This window comes from Acinetobacter sp. ESL0695 (assembly GCF_029392135.1).
Taxonomy (GTDB): Bacteria; Pseudomonadota; Gammaproteobacteria; order Pseudomonadales; family Moraxellaceae; genus Acinetobacter; species Acinetobacter pollinis.
The window spans coordinates 837,110-859,968 of sequence record NZ_CP113932.1; the positions used below are offsets into that span (position 1 = coordinate 837,110).

The following is a 22,859-nucleotide window of genomic DNA, read 5'->3' on the forward strand; positions in this document are numbered from 1 at the left end:
GTGAGGTCGGTTTTTATTTGGTTGTAAATTAAGATTATCTTTATTAATTTTAACAATTTTTTCATATATCTTTTCGATTATGCTTGTTTGAACTAGCTCAATAGACGAATAAGCAGTATTATAGACGCTCTTCTCAAAGTCACATTGCGGTAAGGTGTTAAGACTTACCCGTGGAGCCAAAATCAACATGTTTATCGTGGCCGGTGCGGTAGCACATTCTACTTTCAAAAAAACTCAACTATTATCACGTTTATCGTCTCTTAGTTCTGTTCAATCAATCGAAAGCCAGTGGGTTTATCTGTTTGATCAAGCGCTCAACGAACAAGAATTACAAGCAGCTCAACAGTTATTGAATGATGGTTCAAGTTTTGAACTTCACCAAGCTGCAAGTGATGAAGTACAAATTTTAGTAACACCACGTGTGGGTACAATTTCACCTTGGTCTTCTAAAGCTGTCGATATTTTTAAAAACTGTAATACGCCTGTTCATCGTGTGGAACGCGGTATTTTGTATACGCTAAAAGGTGTAAATACGGTAAGCGATGCGGTAAAAGCAATTTTACATGATCGTATGACTGAAAATGTATTTAGTCAGGTAAATGATGCACACGTATTATTTAGTGAAACTTCGCCAAAACCATTAAATACGATTGATGTGCTTGGTCAAGGCAGGTCTGCACTTATTCAAGCAAACCAAGAGTTTGGTTTTGCACTTTCTGAAGAAGAAATTGACTACTTAGTGGAAGCATTCACTCAGTTACAACGCAATCCAAACGATATTGAGCTAATGATGTTTGCTCAAGCAAACTCAGAGCATTGCCGTCATAAAATCTTTAATGCAGAATGGACAATTGATGGTGAAAAGCAACCGTTATCATTGTTCAAAATGATTAAAAATACGTATAAAGAATCTCCAAATGATGTATTGTCTGCATATAAAGATAATGCATCGGTAATTGTAGGCTATGACACAATGCGTTTTTATCCGAAACCGGATGAAAATGGTCATCATGTGTATAAATATAAGAGTCAAGCTGCCCATATTCTCATGAAGGTGGAAACACACAACCACCCAACAGCAATTTCTCCATTTGCTGGGGCTGCAACAGGTTCTGGTGGTGAAATCCGTGATGAAGGTGCAACAGGTCGTGGTGGTAAGCCAAAAGCAGGCTTAACGGGCTTTACTGTATCTAACTTAAATATTCCTGGTTTTGAACAGCCATGGGAAGAGCAGTATGGCAAACCATCTCGTATGGCATCACCATTACAAATTATGATTGATGGCCCACTGGGTGGTGCTGCATTCAATAATGAATTTGGTCGTCCGAACCTAAATGGTTATTTCCGTACATTTGAACAAAATGTAAATGGCGATGTGAAAGGTTTCCATAAGCCAATTATGATTGCAGGTGGTTACGGTAATATCCGTCCAGATCATGTGGAAAAAGATCCAATTCAACCGGGCGATTTACTCATTGTGTTGGGTGGCCCTGCGATGCTAATTGGTCTAGGTGGCGGTGCTGCATCATCTGTAGATAGCGGTACAATGGGTGAAAGCTTAGACTTTGCTTCTGTACAGCGTGAAAACCCAGAAATGGAACGCCGTTGCCAAGAAGTTATTGATACTTGCTGGCGTTTAGAAAATGAGAACCCAATTGTTTCTGTACACGATGTGGGTGCAGGTGGTGTTTCGAATGCAATGCCTGAGCTTGTGAATGATCATGAGTTAGGGGCTGTATTAAACTTACGTAAAATTCCATCTTTAGAGCCGGGTATGTCTCCAATGGAGATATGGTCGAATGAAGCGCAAGAGCGTTATGTTTTAGCGATTCGTCCAAGTTCTTTAGCTGAATTTGAAGCAATTTGTGAACGTGAACGTTGTCCATTTGCGGTGTTAGGTGAAGCGACAGAAGCACGTCACTTAACTGTAGAAGACCCATTATTTGAAAATAATGCGGTAGATATGCCAATGCAAGTCATGCTTGGTGGTACACCACGTATGCAACGTAGTTATGAAACGACTGAACGTGTTGGTAATGCTTTTGATACTGCGAAAATTGATCTTAAAGATGCAATTTTCCGCGTATTAAAAAATCCAACAGTTGCCTCAAAATCGTTCCTTATTACGATTGGTGACCGTTCGATTACGGGTATGGTTGCACGAGATCAGCTTGTTGGTCGTTGGCAAGTGCCTGTGGCAGATGCTGCCGTAACCACAACCAGCTTAGAAGGTTATACAGGTGAAGCAATGGCAATGGGTGAGCGTCCACCTGTCGCATTGTTAAACCCTGCTGCATCGGCACGTTTGGCAGTTGCAGAAGCAATTACCAATATTGCATCGGCAGATATTGAACAGTTAGGTGATATTAAATTATCTGCAAACTGGATGGCTGCTGCGGGTCAAGAAGGTGAAGATCAAGCATTATTTGAAGCAGTAAAAACTATTGGTATGGAAATTTGTCCTGCATTAGGTATTGCGATTCCTGTAGGTAAAGATTCATTGTCAATGCGTACGACGTGGCAAGATGAGGGTGAAGATAAGTCTGTAACATCTCCAATGTCGTTGGTGATTACTGCTTTTGCACCAGTGAATGATGTGCGTAAGACTCTAACGCCTGAACTTAAAGCGATAGATGACAGTATTCTTGTACGTATCGATCTTTCTAAAGGTCAACACCGTCTGGGTGGTTCGATTCTTGCGCAAGTTTACAAAGCCATTGGTACAACTGCGCCAGATGTAGACAGTTTTGATGATCTAAAAGCCTTTTTTGCCTTAATTCAAGATTGGAATACACGTGGACTTATTCAGGCTTACCATGACATTGGTGATGGTGGCTTACTTGCGACTGTGAGCGAAATGATGTTTACAGCACGTCTAGGTGTAAACTTAGAAGCGCTTTCTGTAGATAGCTTGTTCTCTGAAGAAATTGGTGCTGTTGTTCAATTAAAAGCTTCTGATTGGGAAAATCTAGCGAGTGAAATTGCTGAATCTCCATTAAAAGATGCAATTGAAGTTGTGGGTCAAGTAAATACATCTGATGTATTGACTGTAAATGGTCTTACATTGAGCCGTACAGAGTTACAACAAGCATGGTCTGAAGTATCTCACCAAATTCAACGTCTACGTGATAATGCAGAAACAGCTGATCAGGAATATGCCTTAATTGCAGATCAAGCGCATAAGGGCTTAATTGCAGAACCAACATTTGACTTAAATGAAGAAATTGAAGCACCTTTCTTAAATTTACGCCGTCCAAATATGGCAATTTTACGTGAGCAAGGTGTAAATGGTCATGTAGAAATGGCAGCAGCTTTCGATAAAGTTGGCTTTAATACAGTTGATGTGCATATGAGTGATCTACTTGCAGGCAGAATTAGCCTAGAAGACTTTGAAGGTCTGGTTGCATGTGGTGGTTTCTCGTATGGCGACGTGCTTGGTGCAGGTGGTGGCTGGGCGAAGTCAGTTTTATTTAATGAAAAACTACGTGACCAATTTGAGCGTTTCTTTAACCGTAATGAAACCTTCAGTCTAGGTATTTGTAATGGGTGTCAGATGTTATCGCAACTTGCACCACTTATTCCGGGTGCAGAAGCATGGCCTCGTTTCCATCGCAATACCAGTGAAGTATTTGAAGCACGTAGCATTAACGTGAAAATAGAAAAATCTAAGTCTGTATTATTACAAGATATGGAAGGTTCTATTTTACCAATTGCTGTTGCACATGGTGAAGGTCGAGTGGTTGCGCCTGAGCAAACAATTGCTAACTTAAATGCGAATGATCAAATTATCTTACGTTATGTAGATAGTCATGGTCAGCCAACGCAGCACTATCCAATGAATCCGAATGGTTCGCCTGAAGCAATTGGTGGTGTAACATCTACAGATGGTCGTGCAACGATTATGATGCCTCACCCAGAGCGTAACTTCCGTGCACTACAGCACTCTTGGTCACCTGAATCATGGGATAAAGATGGTGCTTGGTTACGTATGTTCCGTAATGCACGCAAATTTATTGGTTAATTTCTAAGAATACCTTGCTAAAAGCATACCTTCGGGTATGCTTTTTTTATGTCCATAATAAAGTATAAATAATATGATCAAACTATATACCACAGCACTTTCGGGACACGGCCATCGTGTAGAGCAGCTCTTAAAATTATTGAAACTTGATTACGAAAAAATAGATGCGCCACATGAAGTACGAATAACGACAGAATTTTTGGAGATTAACCCACTTGGGCAAATTCCTGTACTCGTTGATAATGATGTCGTTTTAAGTGACAGCAATACAATCTTGTTATATCTCGTACAAAAGTATGATCGTGCCTGTATTTGGTACGCGAAGGAGATAATAGAACAAGCAGAAATTCATAGATGGTTATTTATTGCATCTGGTGAAATTGCATTTGGTCCAGCATTAGCAAGAAGAACTAAGCTGTTGAATGGTGATGCAAGCCTAGAAGAAGCACAGGCACGTGCACATAAAATCTTAAACTTTATGAATAATCATTTGAAAAAGTATACTTGGCTTGCACTCGATAAGATAACGATTGCCGATTTGGCTTGTTACCCTTATGTGGCTGTTGTAGAGGAGGGTGGTGTTTCTTTAAACGAGTATGAAAATGTAAAGCATTGGCTCGCAAATGTCGAATCTGTTGAAGATATACAAGCCATGCCAAGAATGACTACATGATTTCTCAAAATTGGGAAATGTAGTAGTTGCGTACAATCTAAGATGCATATATTGATTTTCTTTATAAAGCCCTCATATTATGAGGAATATTCATAAAATTCATTAGGGGAATGTATGTTATTCCAACTGCCTAAGTTACCAGCAGAAATTCATATAACACATTTAAATACACGTTTGAATGAACAAAAGAAAAAGTTGGACGCTCAGAAAACAGGTACTAAATTTTCAATTGGCAGCTTAATGAAAGCAGCAAAAGGGCGAAAAAAGGCTAAAGAAAAAATTTATGTAATTGATTTTAAAGGTGATGTTCAAGCCTCGGCAGTTGCAAATTTACGTGAAGAAATTACGCTTATTATTGCAGCAGCAGATGCAAATAAAGATAAAGTCGTTATTCGTCTAGAGAGCCCTGGTGGAATGGTACATGGCTATGGCCTAGCAGCAGCGCAAATTGTTCGCTTACGAGATGCCGGCTTCTATGTGACAATCTGTGTTGATAAGGTTGCTGCAAGTGGTGGATACATGATGGCTTGTATTGCAAATCAGATTATTTCTGCACCTTTTGCAATTTTAGGTTCTGTAGGTGTAGTTGCTCAAGTGCCAAATTTTAATCGTCTTTTAAAAGAACATAATGTTGATTTTGAACTTTATACTGCTGGGCAATATAAACGCACTGTCACCATGTTTGGTGAAAATACAGATGAAGGAAAAGCGAAGTTTGAAGAAGAGCTTCAGCAAACCCATCAATTATTCAAGCATTTTGTTGAAAAATACCGACCTCAATTGAACGTAGAGCAAATTGCGACAGGTGAGCATTGGTATGGTGAGGACGCTGTAGAGCTTAATCTTGTCGATAAAATACAAACTTCAGATCAGGTTATTCTAGACTTAATTCATGATAATGATGTCTATTTGATTAGTACACGCCGTAAGCCCACGGTTGGCGAAAAGTTAGGTTTGCAAGCGGCACAGATTGCTGATCATGTAATTCCAACAGTCTTAGATAAGCTGACGCAATATGCGACTAAGACAAATCAATCATTAATTCAACTGAAAGATCCTAAAGCCTAATAAATAAAAGCCAGCAATTGCTGGCTTTTTAAAAACTAAGACCACTAATTCAAAGGCTTATCCCATGCTTTTAAATGGTCTTTACTCCATGTGCCATAACTTGAGTTTGGCAACACAATCCAATCTTTTCCGAAATGTTCTCGATTGTTTAATACGGCTTGTTCACGTTCAGCCTTACTTTGTTTAGTCGTAAAATCGCTTGAAAAATCGGGTAGGCTATCACCAAGAAGCATAATAATATGGTAGTCCTTGCTAATTTTCTCTCGACGCTGTTGTTTCGATGAATCGTAAAGTAATACGTTTTCTGCACTAACTTGTGGTAACTGAAGTGATTTTAATGTTGAAAGTGTTGAGGATTTATTTTCTTGGCTACGATCGGAGACATAAAAAATTTTGATACCGCGTTCATTGAGGAAATTAAAGAAAGCAAGGCTACCAGGAATAAGGCTTGGATTTCCTTTTTGTTCCCACTCATTCCATGTGTCCCAGCTTGTCCAATCGTGGCACTTCTCTGTATCACGTGCCAGTAGAGCACTGTTATCAATAACGGTTTCATCTAAATCTGTTACAACAGCAATATCTTTGGTATTGGGATGTTGTTGTAAATATTGTTCGATACGCAATGTGGCAAGGGTATAACTTTGAAGCTGTAAAGCATGAATCTCAGCAGACTGTTGCTGATATTTGAGTCCCATAGTGTACTGCTGTATTTTTTCACACTGATGAGATATTGAAGATTTTGCATTTATTGTCGTTGTAAAAAGTGTTGATAATAGTAAGGATACAATTATTTTTTTTACTTGGATTACATTGTGCATGTAAGACTCCATATTTTCAAATGCTTATATAAAAATAAGCCCAGAATATTCTGGGCTTATAAAGAATAATAACGATAGATTATTCCAAGAATTTGACAATTGTACCCGATTTAACTTTTCTGCCAAGGTCATTGGCATCCCAGTTGGTTAAACGTATACAGCCGTGTGATGCTGTTTTGGATACTAAAGAAGGGTTTGGTGTACCATGGATACCAAACGACTTTTTGCTTAAACCAATCCAAATATTACCCACTGGTGCATTTGGACCTGGTGGTAGTGATAGAGGTTTTAAGTTATTACCTTGTACAAAGTTACTTGGTGAATAGCTATACCAAGGATTTGGTGTTACACCAACAACTTTATAAGACCCTGTTGGAGATGGTGTATCTGAACTTCCAATTGTCGCTGGGAATGATCCAACCATTTGATTTTGCGAGTTGAATAAGTAGAGCTGTTTAGCTCCTTTATGAGCAACAATTAGATGAATATTTTCGGGTAAATTATTGCGAACGCTTGTAACAATAATCTTCTGACCAATTTGGTTGAAATTTGCTTTTGGATTGAGCTGTTTCAAGAAAGCTTCATCCATATGGAATTTTTCACCGAGCATTTCTGGAACACTTGTATAATACAAGCCTTTCATCTTTGCTTGTAAGGCATAGTCGTGTGGAATTTCTTTTGCATAAGGACCTTTAAGATCCTCTGCTGAAATTGTATATTCGATGTAAGCTGGCTTATCTCCTTGAGATGCCATTAATGCATTCCAAGTATCTTCATCTAAAATGCCCGTTGGTTGCAATCCGCGCATTTGTTGAAAGGAAGCAATTGCTTTGAGCGTATTTTTACCACTAGAACCATCAATGGCTCCAGGTGAAGCATGTGCATTGTTTAGCATAACTTGTGCACGTGCATAAATAGGAAATTGCCCACGACCAATATTACTATACCACTCGACACTATTTAGATTATCTAGTGTCCAAGCAGTTTTGGAAAATTTTGTTGCAGTTTTTGTATTTGATTTTTCTGGTGAATTATCAATATTTTTAACTGTCTTCGCGACATCGTTTAAGTTATTTTGCTCTTGTGGCGTCATTTGAGCTTCTGATGTGGCAACGACATCTGAAGCAGATGAGTCAGCAGCACCAGCCATGATTTCAGATGCGCTTTTATTGTCTAATGATAGTGGATCGATTGGATCTGCTACGGGAGCTGATGCAACTTGTTCAGATTGATCTGTAGGGGCTGATTGCGCTACATCTGAAGCGGCAAAAGCACTATTGATCATCAAGTAGCTTAAACTCACAGCGAGTAATGAGCGAACAAACATTGTGGTAAACCTTAGAATTATATTGTTGTTAAACGCATTTAGTATTACAGAATTTATTATTTTGTGCATTAATTATTTCGTAATGTATAGTTTCAATCATGACAATCGAGATGCTCTGTTATCTTCTAGATATGCTTTTTTGTTATAATTACACACTAAACAAATAATTAAATGATTGGGATAGGTATGACGGCTTTAAAAAATGATCGTTTTCTTCGAGCCTTATTAAGAGAATCAGTAGATACAACACCAATTTGGATGATGCGACAAGCTGGTCGTTATTTACCTGAATATCGTGAAACACGTGCAAAAGCGGGTGATTTCTTATCGTTATGTAGAAATACCGAGTTTGCCTGTGAAGTCACGTTACAGCCTTTGCGTCGTTATGATTTAGACGCTGCTATTTTATTCTCAGATATTTTAACTGTTCCCGATGCTTTGGGGCTTGGTCTTTATTTCGAAACAGGTGAAGGGCCAAAATTTAAAAAAACAATTCGTACAGAAAAAGATATTCAAGATTTACCCAAAATTAATGCTCAAACAGATTTAGACTATGTAATGAATGCAGTTACTGCAATTCGTTCAGCTTTGGGTGGCAGTGTTCCACTAATTGGCTTTTCTGGAAGCCCTTGGACACTAGCAACTTATATGATTGAGGGTGGGTCTAGTAAAGATTATCGTTATACTAAAGAGATGCTCTATAAAACACCTGAACTCTTACATGCTTTGCTTGATCATTTAGCTGATGCTGTTATTGACTATTTAAATGCGCAAGTTGAAGCAGGAGCACAGGCGATTCAAATATTTGATAGTTGGGGCGGCGCATTAGCTCATCGCGAATACATTGATTTTTCACTGAATTATATGCAGAAAATTGTAAAGGGTTTAATTCGTGAAAAAGATGGTCGTCGTATCCCTGTAATTTTATTTACTAAAGGTGGAGGACAGTGGCTAGATGTTATGTTGGATACAGGCGCAGATGCATTTGGTTTAGATTGGACTACGCGTTTAGATGAAGCTCGTAAACTTGTTAATGGTCGTGCTGCCCTGCAAGGAAACCTAGATCCTGCAACATTGTATGGCTCAACTCAAACTATAGAACGTGCTGTCAAATTAATGCTTGACGATGCATATGCAAATGGTGAAAAAACTGGGTATGTTGCCAATTTGGGTCATGGAATTACTCAATGGGTAAACCCTGATATGCCAAAAATATTTGTAGATACAGTGCATGAATATAGTGCGAAATATTTATAATACATAAATGAATCATTTTAAGCATGACTTATGTCATGCTTTTTTTTACAGAAAAATGCCTTTATCAAGCTGAGTACTATATGGCTTTTAACTCATTACTATCGCTATTTAATAATAAAAGAAGGCTTTAGGTGGGACCGGAAAGATCGCTGTATTCTGCTGTAAAAAATTAAAGTAACGCGTCTGTTTTATATTGTTATAACCTTAATTTTAATTAAACATTTTTAAATATATTTTTAGTTTAAAGACAAAAAAGTAGATTACTTCTAGTTAATTTATAGCAGTAATTCTGAGATAAAAAGCCAAGCCTCTTGTATCACGGATACAAGAGGCTTATAGATTAATAGCTTTCAGGCACAGCACTTAAAAACTCACGGCGTGACTCAGTATTGGTTTTGAACTCGCCAACAAATGACACAGTACGTGTTGTTGAGTTTTGTTTGCCGACACCACGCATCATCATGCACATATGTGCAGAGTCGATGACTACAGCAACACCGCGTGCACCTGTAATTTTTTCTATCGCTTCAGCAATCTCTTGGGTAAGATTTTCCTGAATTTGTAAACGGCGAGCAAACATTTCAGTAATACGCGCAAACTTTGAAAGACCTAAAACCTGTCCTTCAGGAAGGTAGGCAATATGTACACGACCATAAAAAGGCAGTAAATGGTGTTCACATAGAGAATAAAATTCAATGTTTTTGACTAAGACCATTTCGCGGTTATCTGATGGAAAAACCGCATCATTCGTGACTTCTTCGAGTGTTTTATTATAGCCTGACGTCAAATACGAAAATGCTTTTGCGGCACGTATAGGCGTATCTTTGAGACCTGGGCGTTCAAGGTCTTCACCAACGGCTTCAAGAATATTTTCGTAGGATTGCTGCATAGACATAACAGGTGTTCACTTACACAAATTGAGCAAGGGCAGTATTGTAGCAGAAATTTATCTTTCTAAAACATTTAATGTACATATCTAAGATTGCTGTTGATATTTTGGATTTTTTTCCGCACGTTTTAGAAGGACCAATACTGCTCCTGTACCGCCTTGGTTTTCAGGGGCACTGACAAAAGCAATCACATCTCTATGTTGACGAAGCCAACCATTTACATAAGTTTTTAAAATTGCTTCAGGGCCTTTCCCATGCACAATTTTAATTACATTCTGATTTTCATCTTTCGCCATTTGTATAATCTGGAGAACAGCTTGACGTGCTTCCTCAACAGTACAACCATGTAAATCTACTGCTTCAAACCAACGAAGTTTTCCTGTTTTTAAGTCCTCAAATACTCTATGTTGTAAGGTCGCAATACGATAATTTAAAGTTTGTTGGCTACCTACAGGGTTTAATGCAGCTTGTGTATCTGAAAGTTCTGCGTGTTCTTGTGTATGATCTCCTTCAGCAGCGACACGTTTTGCCAAAAGTTGTGCATCTAGTTTTTTAGGTTTTGATTTAGAAATTTGTGCAATATTCCCAGAATCTAATTTCTTTACGCCTTGAACAGCCTGTTGAAAGAGGGCAATTGAGTCGTCTACTTTTTCTTGATCATTTGAAGAATTTACGACTGTAGATACGTCTTTATTAGATGAGTCTATTGCAAGATGAGTTTGAGGTTGTCTGATTTGTTTGCGAAATTGTTTTAATAGACGTTCTTGTTCTTTGGAAAGAAAACTATCCGATTTACTCATAACGACTTCCTGTATAGCAATAGAATAAAAAGGCAGTCTACAGACTGCCTTTTGAAAGTAGAGGGTAATTATATAAGAGAAGGCTTTCCAAACAAGTCATAAAATGCTTGTTGAGGATTCTTCTGTTTCATAAAGCTTTCGCCAACCAAGAAATGGTTAATATTGTTGCTTTGCATCAGTGCAATATCTTCAGGGGTGGCTATTCCACTTTCCGTAATTAATAGTCGCTCAGGGCTAAGTAAATTTTTTAAACGAATGGTATTGTTGAGATCAACTTTAAAGGTTTTAAGATCTCGGTTATTGACACCAAGTAAGCAACGATCACTTAGTTGTAGTGCGCGTTCTAATTCATTTTCATTATGCACTTCAACCAATACATCTAAACCATATTCAAATGCTGTTTTAGACATTTCTTCAAGCTGTTGGTTGGATAAACAAGCCACAATAAGTAAAATACAGTCAGCATGTAAGGCACGTGCTTCTACCACATTATATGGGTCTATCAGAAAATCTTTTCTAAGTGCAGGCAAATTACAGTTTTGTCGTGCTAAGTGAATATTCTCATCGGCACCCTGAAAAAAATCGACATCAGTGAGTACGGATAAACAAGCAGCTCCAGCATTTTCATATTGTTCAGCAATTTCTGCTGGATCAAAGTTTGCACGAATGACTCCTTTAGAGGGAGAAGCCTTCTTAATTTCAGCAATAACCCCCGGTCTTTTTTGACGTAATGCTTGAGCAAAAGGGCGAATGGCACTTGCATTCTTTGTAAGTTGTTCTAGGTCATATAACGTATGTTGCTTACGACGTATGGCAAGTTCTTCAACTTTTCGGTCAATAATTTTGCCTAAAATAGTATTTGCGATATCCATAGTCTTACTCAGTTGTTGATTCAACAAGTTTTAATGTTTTTGTGTATTCGGCAAACACACTCATTTTTTCAAGTGCTTGTCCACCATCAATAATGTCTTGTGCGAAAGCAACACCTTGTGCATAGTCTTTGGCAAGTCCTGAAACATATATGCCTGCACCAGCATTGAGTGCAATCATATCGGCAGCTTTTTGCCCAAGATCAGATTTTTTACGACCAAGTGCATCTTTAATGAGTTTTAGACTATCTTGTGAGCTATTGACACTTAAACCATTCAATGCCTGTGCCTGAATGCCGACATGCTCAGGAGAAATTTGCCAAGTCTTAATTTCACCATCTTTTAACTCTGCAACTGTTGTTTGAGTTGCAAGACTAATTTCATCTAGACCATCTTTTGAATGTACAACCATGACATGGATGGCACCCAAATTTTTCAAAACCTCTGCAATTGGAAGACAGAGCTCTTCTGAAAATACGCCCACAACCAGACGTTGAACACCAGCAGGATTGGTTAATGGCCCTAATAGATTAAATATAGTGCGGATTCCAAGCTCTTTACGTGGTGCAATCGCATATTTCATTGCTTTATGATGGTTAGGGGCAAATAAAAATCCAATACCCATTTCATTTAAACAGCGCTCAGTTTGACTCATTGATAAATCTAACTGAATCCCTGCTTTTTCAAGCAAGTCTGAAGAACCTGAATGACTTGATACCCCACGGTTCCCATGTTTAGCAACAGTTGCACCTGCTGATGAAATGACAAAACTCGATGCTGTAGAAACATTAAAGAGATTCTGACCATCTCCACCTGTACCAACAATGTCAATCAGGTGTTCAGTGCTCTCTGGTTTAACGTGAATTGCAAGTTCACGCATAACCTGAGCAGCAGCTGTGATTTCTTCTATGGTTTCACCCTTTAAGCGTAAACCCATAAGAAACGCACCAATTTGGGCATTGGTTGTTTCACCTTGCATAATACTGTGCATGACCGCTTTCATTTGTGTTTCAGTCAAATGAATATTCTTGGTCATATTTTTTATTGCTTGCTGAATATTCATAATGTCACTTATATGTTTCCAAGAAGTTATTGAAAATTTTATGCCCGTGTTCACTTAAAATTGATTCAGGGTGAAACTGTACGCCCTCTATAGGAAGAGTTTTGTGTCGTACACCCATAATTTCTTCTATAGTTCCATCGGGTTGATTGGTCCAACAAGTCACTTCTAAACATTCAGGAAGACTATTTTGATCGATGACAAGCGAATGATAGCGTGTTGCTGTAAAAGGTGATGGTAGATGAGAGAAAATACCTACGTCTGTATGATACATTTCTGAAAGTCTACCGTGCATCACTGTTTTAGCACGAACGGTCTTGCCACCAAATGCTTGACCAATACTTTGATGCCCTAAACACACACCCAGTATTGGAATTTTTCCAGCAAAGTGCTGAATAGCAGCAATTGAAATACCTGCCTCGGTTGGAGAACATGGTCCTGGTCCAATGACAAGGTATTGAGGCTGCCATCGTTCTATGTCCTCTAATGATACTTGGTCATTGCGAACAACTTTAACCTCTTGGTCTAACTCGCCAAAGTATTGGACGATGTTATAGGTAAAGCTATCGTAGTTATCAATCATTAAAAGCATTTTAATGGCAACCTTTTGAAAGTTAATTAATTAATTTATTTAAGTGAATTGATTATCACAGAAATAAAAGTTTGCATTTTTATGCATAAATAAAAAAGCCACTCTTAAGTTACTACTTTATCAGAATTTAATCGATTTGTGACGACATCATTCATATAAGAGTAAAGCCAGATTTTTATATTCTATTTTTACCTTACAGTGGATTGAATTTTACATGCACATCTAAAGGGGGATTCAAGTGAATCATTTATGTAAGCTATAAGAGAGGCAGTATAAAAATCAAGAGAATAATAGTGTTACTTTAATAACACAAAAATATTAAAATGTGATTTATTTAATATAATAATATGCCGACGCTGTTTATTTATCGTTTTAATAAGTATTAAGGATTGTCAGTGTTTAGTTTTGAAAGAAGAATAATGCGCGTAGTAGTTTTTTTATTTGCTATAAACATTTTAGGTTTTACGACGGTATATGCTCAGCCGGGTTATAGAATATGTATTGTGTCTGGTGATGATGAGAGCAATCTTAATTTTTTAGAAAAGGGGTTAGCTGTAAAAGTAGCAAATGGAAATGGAAATAATACTTGTGAAAAAAAGATGAATTATATGACTAAGTACTATTTGTATGCCTATCCTGAAGATAAGTTAACCTTTATAAATGCAATGGGGATGGCTGAGTGCGAAAAAGTAAGTCGTTTAATTGGGGCTGACTCTAATATTTGTAAATCGATGAAAGTAAATAAAATTTATAAATATAGTTCAAGATACGGTGAAGATGCTGTAGCGAATCCAAATGCAACTTTTTGGCATAATTAAATGTAGTTCAAGAAAACCATCTTCGGATGGTTTTTTATACTTTTAAATATTCATTCAATAAATACAAAAATATGTAATAGATATGAAAGAATCAGGGTTGATTCAATTTTTTGAAATTCCTTTCTTTGAGCATTGGGTTCAACTTTATAGCGATCATTTTATATTTCAGGCATTTAATGAATGCTCAAACTATAATTTTGATATAAGTTGGTGCAATAAAAGCATGCGAAAGCTTGAATGTGCTAATTTGGTGCAATTAATTTTTGTTATATGCTAGAAATTTGAATGTAATTTCTACATACTCAATTAGAGATGTGCATAAATTGTTTTATTCTAGTGCGATGACTGGCATCTACAACGTAATTATTCTATTGTTATTTAAAGTAAGACAGGGCAATGAATAAGAAATCGAATGACAATGAAAGATTTGACCTGAAGTTGGCATGAGGTTTGCATTCTAAAGCCTAACTGCAAGACGCACTGCATAAGTGCAATAAAACACTTCATATTGGAGCAAAGAGCATGGCGAACAAGGTTCTAGAACTCATTCAGGCAACTGGTGCTAAGTGGGTTGATTTTCGCTTTACAGATACAAAAGGGAAAGAACAACACGTCACTTATCCATCACATTCTGTGGATGAGGATAATTTTGAAGACGGTAAAATGTTTGATGGTTCTTCAATTGCTGGTTGGAAAGGCATTGAAGCATCAGATATGATTTTACGTCCAGATGCAGAGAGTGCTTTTATTGATCCATTCTTTGCTGAACCGACTGTTGTTGTGACTTGTGATGTTGTAGAGCCAGCGACAGGACAAGGTTATGAACGTGATCCACGTTCAATTGCACGCCGTGCAGAAGAGTATTTAAAATCTACAGGAATTGGTGATACAGCATTTTTTGGTCCTGAACCAGAATTCTTTGTATTTGATGAAGTGAAGTGGGACATCGATATGTCTGGCGCGCGCCATACATTAATCGCTGAAGAAGCTGCTTGGTCTACAGGTAAGGACTTTGATGCAGGTAACTCAGGCCACCGTCCACGTGTGAAAGGTGGTTACTTCCCAGTTCCTCCAGTAGATTCTCATCATGATATGCGTGCAGAAATGTGTGCAAAACTAGAAGAAGTGATGGGTGAAGGCCGTGTAGAAGTACATCACCATGAAGTGGCATCTTGCCAGTTAGAAATTGGTGTAAGTTTCAATACATTGGTTCGTAAAGCTGATGAAGTGCAACAATTTAAATATGTAATTCATAATGTTGCACACCAATATGCAAAAACAGCAACCTTTATGCCAAAACCAATGGTGGGTGATAATGGTTCAGGCATGCATGTACATATCTCTATCTCTAAAGATGGCAAAAACTTGTTTGCTGGCGATGAGTATGCAGGTCTTTCAGAAACAGCACTTTACTTTATTGGTGGTGTCATTAAGCATGCTCGTGCATTAAATGCTTTAACAAACCCATCTACAAACTCTTATAAGCGTTTGGTTCCTCATTACGAAGCACCAATTATGCTTGCTTACTCTGCACGTAACCGTTCAGCGTCTATTCGTATTCCTTATGTTTCTAGCCCGAAAGCAAAACGTATTGAAGCACGTTTCCCTGATCCAGCAGCAAACCCGTACTTAGCATTCTCTGCATTATTAATGGCAGGTCTTGATGGTATTCAAAATAAAATCCATCCGGGTGAAGCAGCAGATAAGAACTTATATGACCTTCCTCCTGAAGAAGAAGCAAAAATCCCAACAGTGGCGCACAGTCTAGAAATGGCTTTAGATGCGTTAGAAGCGGATCAAGAGTTCTTGTTAAGAGGCGGTGTATTCACGAAAGATATGCTAGACGCATACATCGAATTAAAAACTGAAGAAGTTCGTCGTTTAAATACGACAACTCACCCAGTTGAATTTGACATGTACTACAGCGTTTAAGCGTTAAATAAAAAAGCCTGCATAAGCAGGCTTTTTTATATTTATGATTAAAAATACTTTTCTTTATCAATAAAAAGAATATACAAATATTATTTTATTCTAATGTTTTGCTGTTCAGCGTTCATCAAACTCAATAAAATGCAAAAAATTATAGTAAACCTCTATTTTTATTAGGATGTCTTTTGAACTGGCAATATATTTATAGTGTCGCACCTCAATTTGGACATGCGATATTAACAACTTTAAAAATTTCATGCATTAGTATTATTTTAGCTATGCTTGTGGGGTTGCTGTGCGCAGTTGTTGTGACGTACAAAATACGTGTTTTAGGCACAATTGCAAAAATTTATATTCAGCTTTCTCGTAACACACCTTTATTAATTCAGCTCTTCTTCCTTTATTATGGTTTACCTAAGGTAGGAATTAAGTTAGAAGGATTTACATGTGGTGTCATTGGTTTAACCTTTTTAGGTGGAAGTTATATGGCAGAGGCATTTAGAGCAGGCTTACAGGCTGTATCTAAAGGGCAAATCGATGCAGCCAAAAGTATTGGTTTGACACCAATCCAAGTATTTATGCATGTTACATTTCCTCAAGCATTCGCAATTTCTGTGCCCTCAATTGGTGCAAACTGTCTATTTCTTATTAAAGAGAGTTCTATTGTCAGCGCTATTGCTGTGGTCGAGTTGCTATTTGTCACGAAAGACTTAATTGGTATGGACTATAAAACCACTGAAGCATTGTTTCTATTAGTAAGTTCTTATTTGATTATTTTATTACCTGTTTCCTTAATCACAAGTTTTCTAGAGTATCGCAGTCGTAAGGTGAGTCATGGGGTTTGAGTATTTATTTCAACCAAGTCACCTTGAACGGTTGATGTTTGGTTTATTTGAGACCATAAAGATTTCATTCATTTCAATCTTCTTTGCAGCTATATTGGGTGCAATATTTGGAATTGTAATGACATCCAATAATCTAATTGTTCGTAGTATCTGCCGTATTTATTTAGAATCAATTCGTATTATTCCTATATTGGTGTGGTTGTTTATTTTCTATTTTGGCTTTGCAACATGGTTTAACTGGCAGCTTTCTTCTTTTAGTGTTTGTATTGTGGTTTTTGTGATGTGGGGAACTGCAGAAATGGGCGATCTTGTTCGAGCTGCGATTTCTTCGATTGATAAGCATCAACGTGATACAAGTTATGCGTTAGGTATGACGCAGTGGCAGACGCTGTACTACATTGTTTTACCTCAGAGTTTAAAGCGCGTGACACCGGCGAGTATTAATTTGTTTACACGCATGGTGCAGACAAGCTCTTTGGCTGTTTTAATTGGTGTGGTTGATGTTATTAAAGTGGGACAACAGTTAATAGAAAACTCCCTATTGGTTGTTCCAAATGCATCACTATGGGTGTATGGATTTATTTTTATTCTATATTTTGCAATTTGCTACCCATTGTCAAAGTTAGCTACATATTTAGAAAAAATTTGGGAGTAGGCAAATTATGGCTTTATTATCCATCCAACAATTACAAAAAGCTTTTGGTGAAACACCTGTATTAAAAGGTGTAGACCTAAATGTACAGCGTGGAGAGGTTGTTGTTATTTTAGGCCCATCTGGCTGTGGTAAAAGTACACTATTACGTTGTGTCAATGGTCTAGAGACAATTCAAGGTGGTGAAATTGTTTTAGAGGGCAGTGGTGTATTAGGTAAAGATATACGTTGGGAAAAAGCCCGTGCTAAAGTGGGTATGGTATTTCAGAACTATGAATTATTTGGTCATATGACCATTTTAGATAATATTTTGCTGGGTCCTGTAAAAGTTCAAAATCGAAATGCAAAAGACGTTGAAAAAATTGCAGATGAACTACTCACTCGTGTGGGGCTTATGCATCGAAAGAATGCGTACCCTCGAGAGCTATCAGGTGGTCAAAAACAGCGTATCGCAATTGTGCGCGCGTTGGTCATGAATCCAGAAGTCATTCTTATGGATGAAATCACAGCAGCACTCGACCCTGAAATGGTGAGAGAGGTTTTAGATGTTGTACTTGAGCTTGCACAGCAAGGTATGACAATGCTGATTGTGACACATGAAATGTCATTTGCGCGAAAAGTTGCAGATCGTATTGTATTTATGGATCAAGGTCATATTATCGAGGAAGCATCGCCAGAGGAGTTTTTTGAACATCCAAAAACAGAGCGTGCACGTAACTTCTTAAATATTTTGGCATATTAATGCTAAGAATATAACATGTGAAAGGTATAACTATGGGATTTATTCGTGGTGCCAAAGTATTGGTTGCAGCATCATTACTCGCAATGGGGCTGACAGCATGCAGTAAGCAGGAACAATCTACAGATGCAAACTTGTCATCGATCGATCGTATTAAGAAGAATGATGTCGTTCGTATCGGTGTATTTACTGATAAACCACCATTTGGTTATCTAGATGAAAAAGGCAATAATCAAGGTTTTGATGTTGAAATTGCAAAACATGTAGCAAAAGATTTATTGGGTGATGAAAAGAAAGTCCAATTCGTTCCTACTGAAGCCGCTAACCGTGTTGAATATCTAAAATCGAATAAAGTCGACATTATTTTTGCAAACTTCACCATTACGCCTGAACGTAAAGAAGTGGTAGATTATGCAAAACCATATCTTAAAGTTGCTTTAGGCATTGTTTCTCCTAAAGATCATCAAATTACCGATTTGACGCAGCTGAAAGATAAAATCTTACTTGTGAATAAAGGCACAACAGCAGATAATTTCTTCACTAAGAATCATCCTGAGATTAAGCTACAAAAGTATGAGCAAAATACTGAAACGTTTGATGCTTTAAAAGATGGGCGTGGTGCTGCACTTGCACATGATAACTTGTTAGTACTTGCTTGGGCAAAAGAGAATCCAAACTTTAAAGTGGGTATTCCAACACTAGGGCAACATGACTTTATTGCTCCTGCAGTGAAGAAAGGCGATACTGCTTTATTGAATTGGCTTGACCAAGAAATGGATAAGCTGACGAAAGAAGGTGTAATGCAACAGGCATATGAAAAAACACTGAAACCTGTATATGGTACAGATATTTCAGAAAAAGAATTACTTATTGAATAATCTATAGTTCCTGCACTATTAGAAAAGTCCTTGTCTTGTATAAGGGCTTTTTTGTATGTGAAGATGGTATACAAATATAATTTTCGTTTTGTAGTAAACTGATCAATTAGATTGGATAAGTAGAGTGGGTGAAATGATGTTTGAACAAGATGAATTATTAAAGTTAGATAACCAGTTTTGTTTTGCCGTCTACTCTATGAACTTGTCTCTAAATCAGACTTATAGAAAATTACTTTCGCCGTGGGGATTAACCTATCCACAGTATTTGGTTTTATTGGTTTTGTGGGAAGAAGATCATTTGACAGTTTCAAATATCGGTAAGCGGTTATTTTTAGAGTCTTCTACACTTACACCACTGTTGAAAAGACTAGAGGCTTTAAAATGGGTGGTACGTCATCGTTCAAAGCAAGATGAAAGGCAAGTACTTGTTTCTTTAACGGATGAAGGGATGCAGTTAAAAGCAAAGATGAAGGATATTCCTAATCAAATACAATGTGCTTCAGGTTGTGAATTACAAACAATGATAGAAATAAAACAACAATTAAATGAATTGCGTGATAGGTTAAATCAGAAGTAAGAAAAATAATATCAAAAGGCAGTTGACGGATAATTTATATCGTGTACGATATAATCGTAAACAATCATTATTAACGGTGGAGTAATAACAATGTCATTGGAACAAGTCGTTTATACAGCAAAAGCAAAAGCAACGGGTGGTCGTGATGGTCGTGCAACATCAAGTGATGGTGTACTAGATGTTAAACTCGGTGTACCAAAAGAAATGGGTGGTGCAGGCGGTGAAGCAACTAACCCAGAACAACTTTTTGCCGCAGGCTATTCTGCATGTTTCCTAGGGGCAATGAAGTTTGTATCGGGTCGTGACAAAATTGCGATGCCAAAAGATACCTTTATTGAGGGTGAAGTAGGTATTGGCCCAATTCCAAATGGTTTTGGTATTCAAGTGACATTAAATATTCATTTGCCAGAGATGGAGCAAGAAGCTGCTCAGAAATTGGTAGATGCTGCACACATTGTATGCCCATACTCAAATGCAACTCGTGGCAACATTGATGTAACACTAAATATTGTCGCTTAATGATTTAAATTTAAATTAAAGTACCCACCATTATGGTGGGTATTTTTTTAGGGGTATTATGGCTTTGTCTTCAGTTTAGTATGGCTGATTTCATATATATGGCGGACAGATGTCAATATTAGTTTTCAGGCTTTTATAAGAAAAGTTAAGAGCTATATAGTTTAGAAGTTAGGCTTTACCACCACTAGGAATAATGAACATAAAGATTGAAAATGCTGCAGCAACTACAATGCCAGCATTTAAATTACAAAAACAACCAATAATATTTTTTAAAAATAAATAATTAATTTCTTCTAGCTTATTAAAAAGAATCTCAAAGACTTTTCCTAAAATTGCACAACCTATTCCCATTTTGAAATTAAAAGTACCAATATCACTAACTATATATACTCCTTTACTTTTCATGCTTATGAGATATAAGATTCCACCCCAATAAGAAAACATGCCTAAAATTAAAAATAAACTATAATAACTTGGATTGTTATCTGATAATTCTTTTTTCATTCAGTTGCTCTTTAGATAAATTTTTGCTTAAAGCTATATTTTGAAGAGTAAAAGATAGAATTTAAAGTATAAGTTTCTTCAAGAGAGTATTGATTTACAAGTAACTGTAATAAGTGAAGGAATGCAGAGAGGTAATAATGATTCAATGGATAGCTTTATAACCAAAATGCAGTTTTAATTTTATAGTTTTACGTGTCATAGAGTGATGTCATTCCTCTTTATCTTTGGTTGCTCAAAACAAGTTTTTGAACACGTTGGTTTTGTTCCTTATTAGAATGTACTTTCAACGATACTTGTATATAAACAATAAAATTGTAGATGGCGATCACATAATTTTCAGTTACACTAATAGCGTTTAAAATAATATGTAGTGATATGCAACAGAAGCGTCGTATTGGTCAAGCTCAAAAACGGCTAAAGAATATTCCTCCTTATTTATATGATTGGTTATACGCTTCGGGCTCTTTAACTCAGCAGTTAACACGCCTTGCACATGGACAATTTCATGTTCAACCAATACAGTCATCTTTTGAGCGATTAACATTTAAAGATAGTCAATGGTTGAATATGCCAAGCTCACATACATCATGGGTAAGAGAAGCTTTCTTATTTGGGTGTGAGGATGAGCCATGGGTTAAAGCTACAAGTATTTTTCCCATATTAAGTTTACAAAGGAAAGCTCGTATTTTTAGATATTTAGGAAAAAGACCAATAGGTTTCTTCCTATTTCAACGTACTTTTCCTTTATGCGAACGTCGCGTTATTTATTTAAGTGAAGGATGGACAAGACAAAGTGCATATACTTGGCATGGATGTAAGTTTATTGTACAAGAGACATTTTTACCCACATTTGAACAGTTCATTCAAGATATGAGTATAGTAAGGCCGAGTAATAGTGAATAAAGAAATAACATGGGCAGAGCGCCTAAAAGCATATTATTACTTATGCCGTTTTGATCGACCAATTGGTACAGAGTTGGTACTTTGGCCAACCCTGTGGGCGTTATGGGATGCAACAGGTGGTATTCCAAATTTTAAAGTACTTTTACTGATGGTGCTTGGCGCCATTTTTATGCGTGCAGCGGGTTGCGCTATTAATGATTTTGCAGATCGGAAGGTAGATGGCCATGTTGAAAGAACCAAAAACAGACCTTTAGCCACAGGTATAATTACACCTAAAGAAGCAGTAATAGTTTTTATCCTGCTTGTTCTAGCAAGTGCTTGCTTATTATTATTTTTGCCTATTGCAACGTTTTACTGTTCTTTTGGTGCATTATTTTTAGCCTTTATCTATCCATTTATGAAGCGTTATACACACTTACCACAAGTGGTTTTGGGTGCAGCATTTTCTTGGTCTATTCCTATGGCATTCACCGCAGTAGGTCGACCTCTAGATTTAACCTGTTGGCTTTTATATTTTGGAAATCTAACATGGACGGTTGCATACGATACCCAATATGCAATTACCGATCGTGTGTATGACTTGAAAATTGGTGTAAAGTCTACAGCCATTTTATTTGGTCGTTATGACGTGCAAATCATTGCATTGTTACAAGTAGTGAGTTTGTTTCTTATTGGTTGGGCTTTATTTCGTGATGATATTTTGCACCCATATGGTACGATAGCATTGTTCTTGGTATTTATTGATTATCTTTATCAGTGGTATCAAATTAAGGACCGTGATCCACAACGCTGTTTTAAAATGTTTTTGCATAACCGTTGGGTGGGAATCTTGGTTTTTGCTGGTATTTTTATGAGTTTGCTGTAAGGGAGTAGGAAGTGTGAGCGAAGATGTACGTACAAGAAACCGTAAGCGTTGGATAATTTTTTCCGTTGCTTTACTTGTTCCTATTTTACTTGTATTACTTTTATTTGTAGCTGCGTCACAGGATGCAAAAACCAGTAAAAAATATGCTGCAGAGAGAGCAGGGTATGCAGAAAAATTTGCTAAGCAAGATGAAGAGCGTAGTTTAGCTTCTGACCCTGAAGCAACAACGAGCAGTAATCAAACTCGTTAATGTAT

The 22,859-nt window shown here is 37.2% G+C and carries 23 protein-coding genes; 15 read left to right on the forward strand and 8 right to left on the reverse strand.

Features of this window, described 5'->3' with window-relative positions; translation table 11 throughout:
- Positions 1 to 187: 187 nt before the first annotated feature.
- From purL to sohB, 3 genes are all read left to right on the forward strand, one after another.
- The gene (gene purL / locus OZX61_RS03990) at positions 188 to 4,021 is read left to right on the forward strand and encodes a phosphoribosylformylglycinamidine synthase (protein WP_277095392.1); all 3,834 of its coding nucleotides are present in this window, start codon (positions 188 to 190) and stop codon (positions 4,019 to 4,021) included.
- A gap of 73 nt (positions 4,022 to 4,094) precedes the next feature.
- Positions 4,095 to 4,694, forward strand: coding sequence for a glutathione S-transferase (locus OZX61_RS03995; RefSeq protein ID WP_277095393.1), 600 nt, complete (start codon positions 4,095 to 4,097; stop codon positions 4,692 to 4,694).
- A gap of 114 nt (positions 4,695 to 4,808) precedes the next feature.
- Entirely contained in the window at positions 4,809 to 5,762 is a 954-nt protein-coding gene (gene sohB, locus OZX61_RS04000; protein WP_277095394.1) for a protease SohB, read from the forward strand.
- 44 nt (positions 5,763 to 5,806) lie between these two features.
- Here sohB and OZX61_RS04005 read toward each other — a convergent pair whose 3' ends face one another.
- Together OZX61_RS04005 and OZX61_RS04010 are read right to left on the reverse strand one after the other, a co-directional pair.
- Positions 5,807 to 6,580, reverse strand: a complete 774-nt coding sequence (locus OZX61_RS04005) for a 5'-nucleotidase, lipoprotein e(P4) family (protein WP_277095395.1) — start codon at positions 6,578 to 6,580, stop codon at positions 5,807 to 5,809.
- Positions 6,581 to 6,659: 79 nt separating this feature from the next.
- The gene (locus OZX61_RS04010; RefSeq protein ID WP_277095396.1) at positions 6,660 to 7,907 is read right to left on the reverse strand and encodes a L,D-transpeptidase family protein; all 1,248 of its coding nucleotides are present in this window, start codon (positions 7,905 to 7,907) and stop codon (positions 6,660 to 6,662) included.
- 186 nt (positions 7,908 to 8,093) lie between these two features.
- Between OZX61_RS04010 and hemE the strand changes: the two genes are divergently transcribed.
- On the forward strand, positions 8,094 to 9,164 hold the full coding sequence (gene hemE, locus OZX61_RS04015; RefSeq protein WP_277095397.1) for a uroporphyrinogen decarboxylase: 1,071 nt from the start codon (positions 8,094 to 8,096) through the stop codon (positions 9,162 to 9,164).
- Positions 9,165 to 9,504: 340 nt separating this feature from the next.
- Here hemE and folE read toward each other — a convergent pair whose 3' ends face one another.
- The 5 genes from folE to OZX61_RS04040 form a co-directional block, all read right to left on the reverse strand.
- Positions 9,505 to 10,053 carry a GTP cyclohydrolase I FolE gene (folE, locus tag OZX61_RS04020; protein WP_195772589.1) on the reverse strand — a complete coding sequence of 183 codons (549 nt, stop codon included), beginning with the start codon at positions 10,051 to 10,053 and terminating at the stop codon, positions 9,505 to 9,507.
- 87 nt (positions 10,054 to 10,140) lie between these two features.
- Positions 10,141 to 10,854, reverse strand: coding sequence for a Smr/MutS family protein (locus tag OZX61_RS04025; protein ID WP_277095398.1), 714 nt, complete (start codon positions 10,852 to 10,854; stop codon positions 10,141 to 10,143).
- A 68-nt stretch (positions 10,855 to 10,922) separates the two neighbouring features.
- Positions 10,923 to 11,726, reverse strand: coding sequence for an indole-3-glycerol phosphate synthase TrpC (trpC, locus tag OZX61_RS04030; RefSeq protein WP_277095399.1), 804 nt, complete (start codon positions 11,724 to 11,726; stop codon positions 10,923 to 10,925).
- A gap of 4 nt (positions 11,727 to 11,730) precedes the next feature.
- Positions 11,731 to 12,786, reverse strand: a complete 1,056-nt coding sequence (trpD, locus tag OZX61_RS04035; RefSeq protein WP_195772576.1) for an anthranilate phosphoribosyltransferase — start codon at positions 12,784 to 12,786, stop codon at positions 11,731 to 11,733.
- A 4-nt stretch (positions 12,787 to 12,790) separates the two neighbouring features.
- The gene (locus OZX61_RS04040) at positions 12,791 to 13,375 is read right to left on the reverse strand and encodes an aminodeoxychorismate/anthranilate synthase component II (protein WP_195772575.1); all 585 of its coding nucleotides are present in this window, start codon (positions 13,373 to 13,375) and stop codon (positions 12,791 to 12,793) included.
- Positions 13,376 to 13,770: 395 nt separating this feature from the next.
- Here OZX61_RS04040 and OZX61_RS04045 point away from each other — a divergent pair, with 395 nt between their 5' ends.
- The 8 genes from OZX61_RS04045 (at position 13,771) to OZX61_RS04080 (ending at position 20,332) form a co-directional block, all read left to right on the forward strand.
- A complete protein-coding gene (locus OZX61_RS04045) occupies positions 13,771 to 14,193 on the forward strand; it encodes a hypothetical protein (RefSeq protein ID WP_277095400.1) in 423 nt (140 codons plus the stop codon).
- Between the two features lie 522 nt (positions 14,194 to 14,715).
- Positions 14,716 to 16,125, forward strand: a complete 1,410-nt coding sequence (gene glnA / locus OZX61_RS04050) for a type I glutamate--ammonia ligase (RefSeq protein WP_237411224.1) — start codon at positions 14,716 to 14,718, stop codon at positions 16,123 to 16,125.
- A gap of 182 nt (positions 16,126 to 16,307) precedes the next feature.
- Positions 16,308 to 16,967, forward strand: coding sequence for an amino acid ABC transporter permease (locus OZX61_RS04055; RefSeq protein ID WP_211140209.1), 660 nt, complete (start codon positions 16,308 to 16,310; stop codon positions 16,965 to 16,967).
- The gene (locus OZX61_RS04060) at positions 16,957 to 17,622 is read left to right on the forward strand and encodes an amino acid ABC transporter permease (protein WP_277095401.1); all 666 of its coding nucleotides are present in this window, start codon (positions 16,957 to 16,959) and stop codon (positions 17,620 to 17,622) included. Before OZX61_RS04055 ends, OZX61_RS04060 begins: the two co-directional genes overlap by 11 nt.
- Positions 17,623 to 17,629: 7 nt before the next feature.
- Positions 17,630 to 18,361 carry an amino acid ABC transporter ATP-binding protein gene (locus OZX61_RS04065; protein WP_277095402.1) on the forward strand — a complete coding sequence of 244 codons (732 nt, stop codon included), beginning with the start codon at positions 17,630 to 17,632 and terminating at the stop codon, positions 18,359 to 18,361.
- Positions 18,362 to 18,393: 32 nt separating this feature from the next.
- Positions 18,394 to 19,236, forward strand: a complete 843-nt coding sequence (locus tag OZX61_RS04070; protein ID WP_195771795.1) for a cysteine ABC transporter substrate-binding protein — start codon at positions 18,394 to 18,396, stop codon at positions 19,234 to 19,236.
- A gap of 136 nt (positions 19,237 to 19,372) precedes the next feature.
- On the forward strand, positions 19,373 to 19,813 hold the full coding sequence (locus OZX61_RS04075; protein ID WP_195771818.1) for a MarR family transcriptional regulator: 441 nt from the start codon (positions 19,373 to 19,375) through the stop codon (positions 19,811 to 19,813).
- A 90-nt stretch (positions 19,814 to 19,903) separates the two neighbouring features.
- Positions 19,904 to 20,332 (forward strand): organic hydroperoxide resistance protein, encoded by a 429-nt coding sequence (locus OZX61_RS04080; protein ID WP_195771794.1) that lies wholly within the window; start codon positions 19,904 to 19,906, stop codon positions 20,330 to 20,332.
- 168 nt (positions 20,333 to 20,500) lie between these two features.
- On the opposite strand, the gene OZX61_RS04085 is transcribed toward OZX61_RS04080, so the two are convergent.
- On the reverse strand, positions 20,501 to 20,836 hold the full coding sequence (locus OZX61_RS04085; RefSeq protein ID WP_277095403.1) for a hypothetical protein: 336 nt from the start codon (positions 20,834 to 20,836) through the stop codon (positions 20,501 to 20,503).
- A gap of 375 nt (positions 20,837 to 21,211) precedes the next feature.
- On the opposite strand from OZX61_RS04085, the gene OZX61_RS04090 reads away from it, so the two are divergent.
- Genes OZX61_RS04090 through OZX61_RS04100 form a run of 3 tightly spaced genes read left to right on the forward strand, consistent with a single transcriptional unit; the run spans position 21,212 to position 22,854 of the window.
- Entirely contained in the window at positions 21,212 to 21,739 is a 528-nt protein-coding gene (locus OZX61_RS04090) for a chorismate lyase (RefSeq protein ID WP_195771792.1), read from the forward strand.
- Entirely contained in the window at positions 21,729 to 22,604 is an 876-nt protein-coding gene (ubiA, locus tag OZX61_RS04095) for a 4-hydroxybenzoate octaprenyltransferase (RefSeq protein WP_195771817.1), read from the forward strand. The genes OZX61_RS04090 and ubiA overlap by 11 nt, the downstream gene beginning before the upstream one ends.
- 13 nt (positions 22,605 to 22,617) lie before the next feature.
- The gene (locus tag OZX61_RS04100) at positions 22,618 to 22,854 is read left to right on the forward strand and encodes a hypothetical protein (protein ID WP_195771791.1); all 237 of its coding nucleotides are present in this window, start codon (positions 22,618 to 22,620) and stop codon (positions 22,852 to 22,854) included.
- The last annotated feature ends 5 nt before the right edge of the window (positions 22,855 to 22,859 follow it).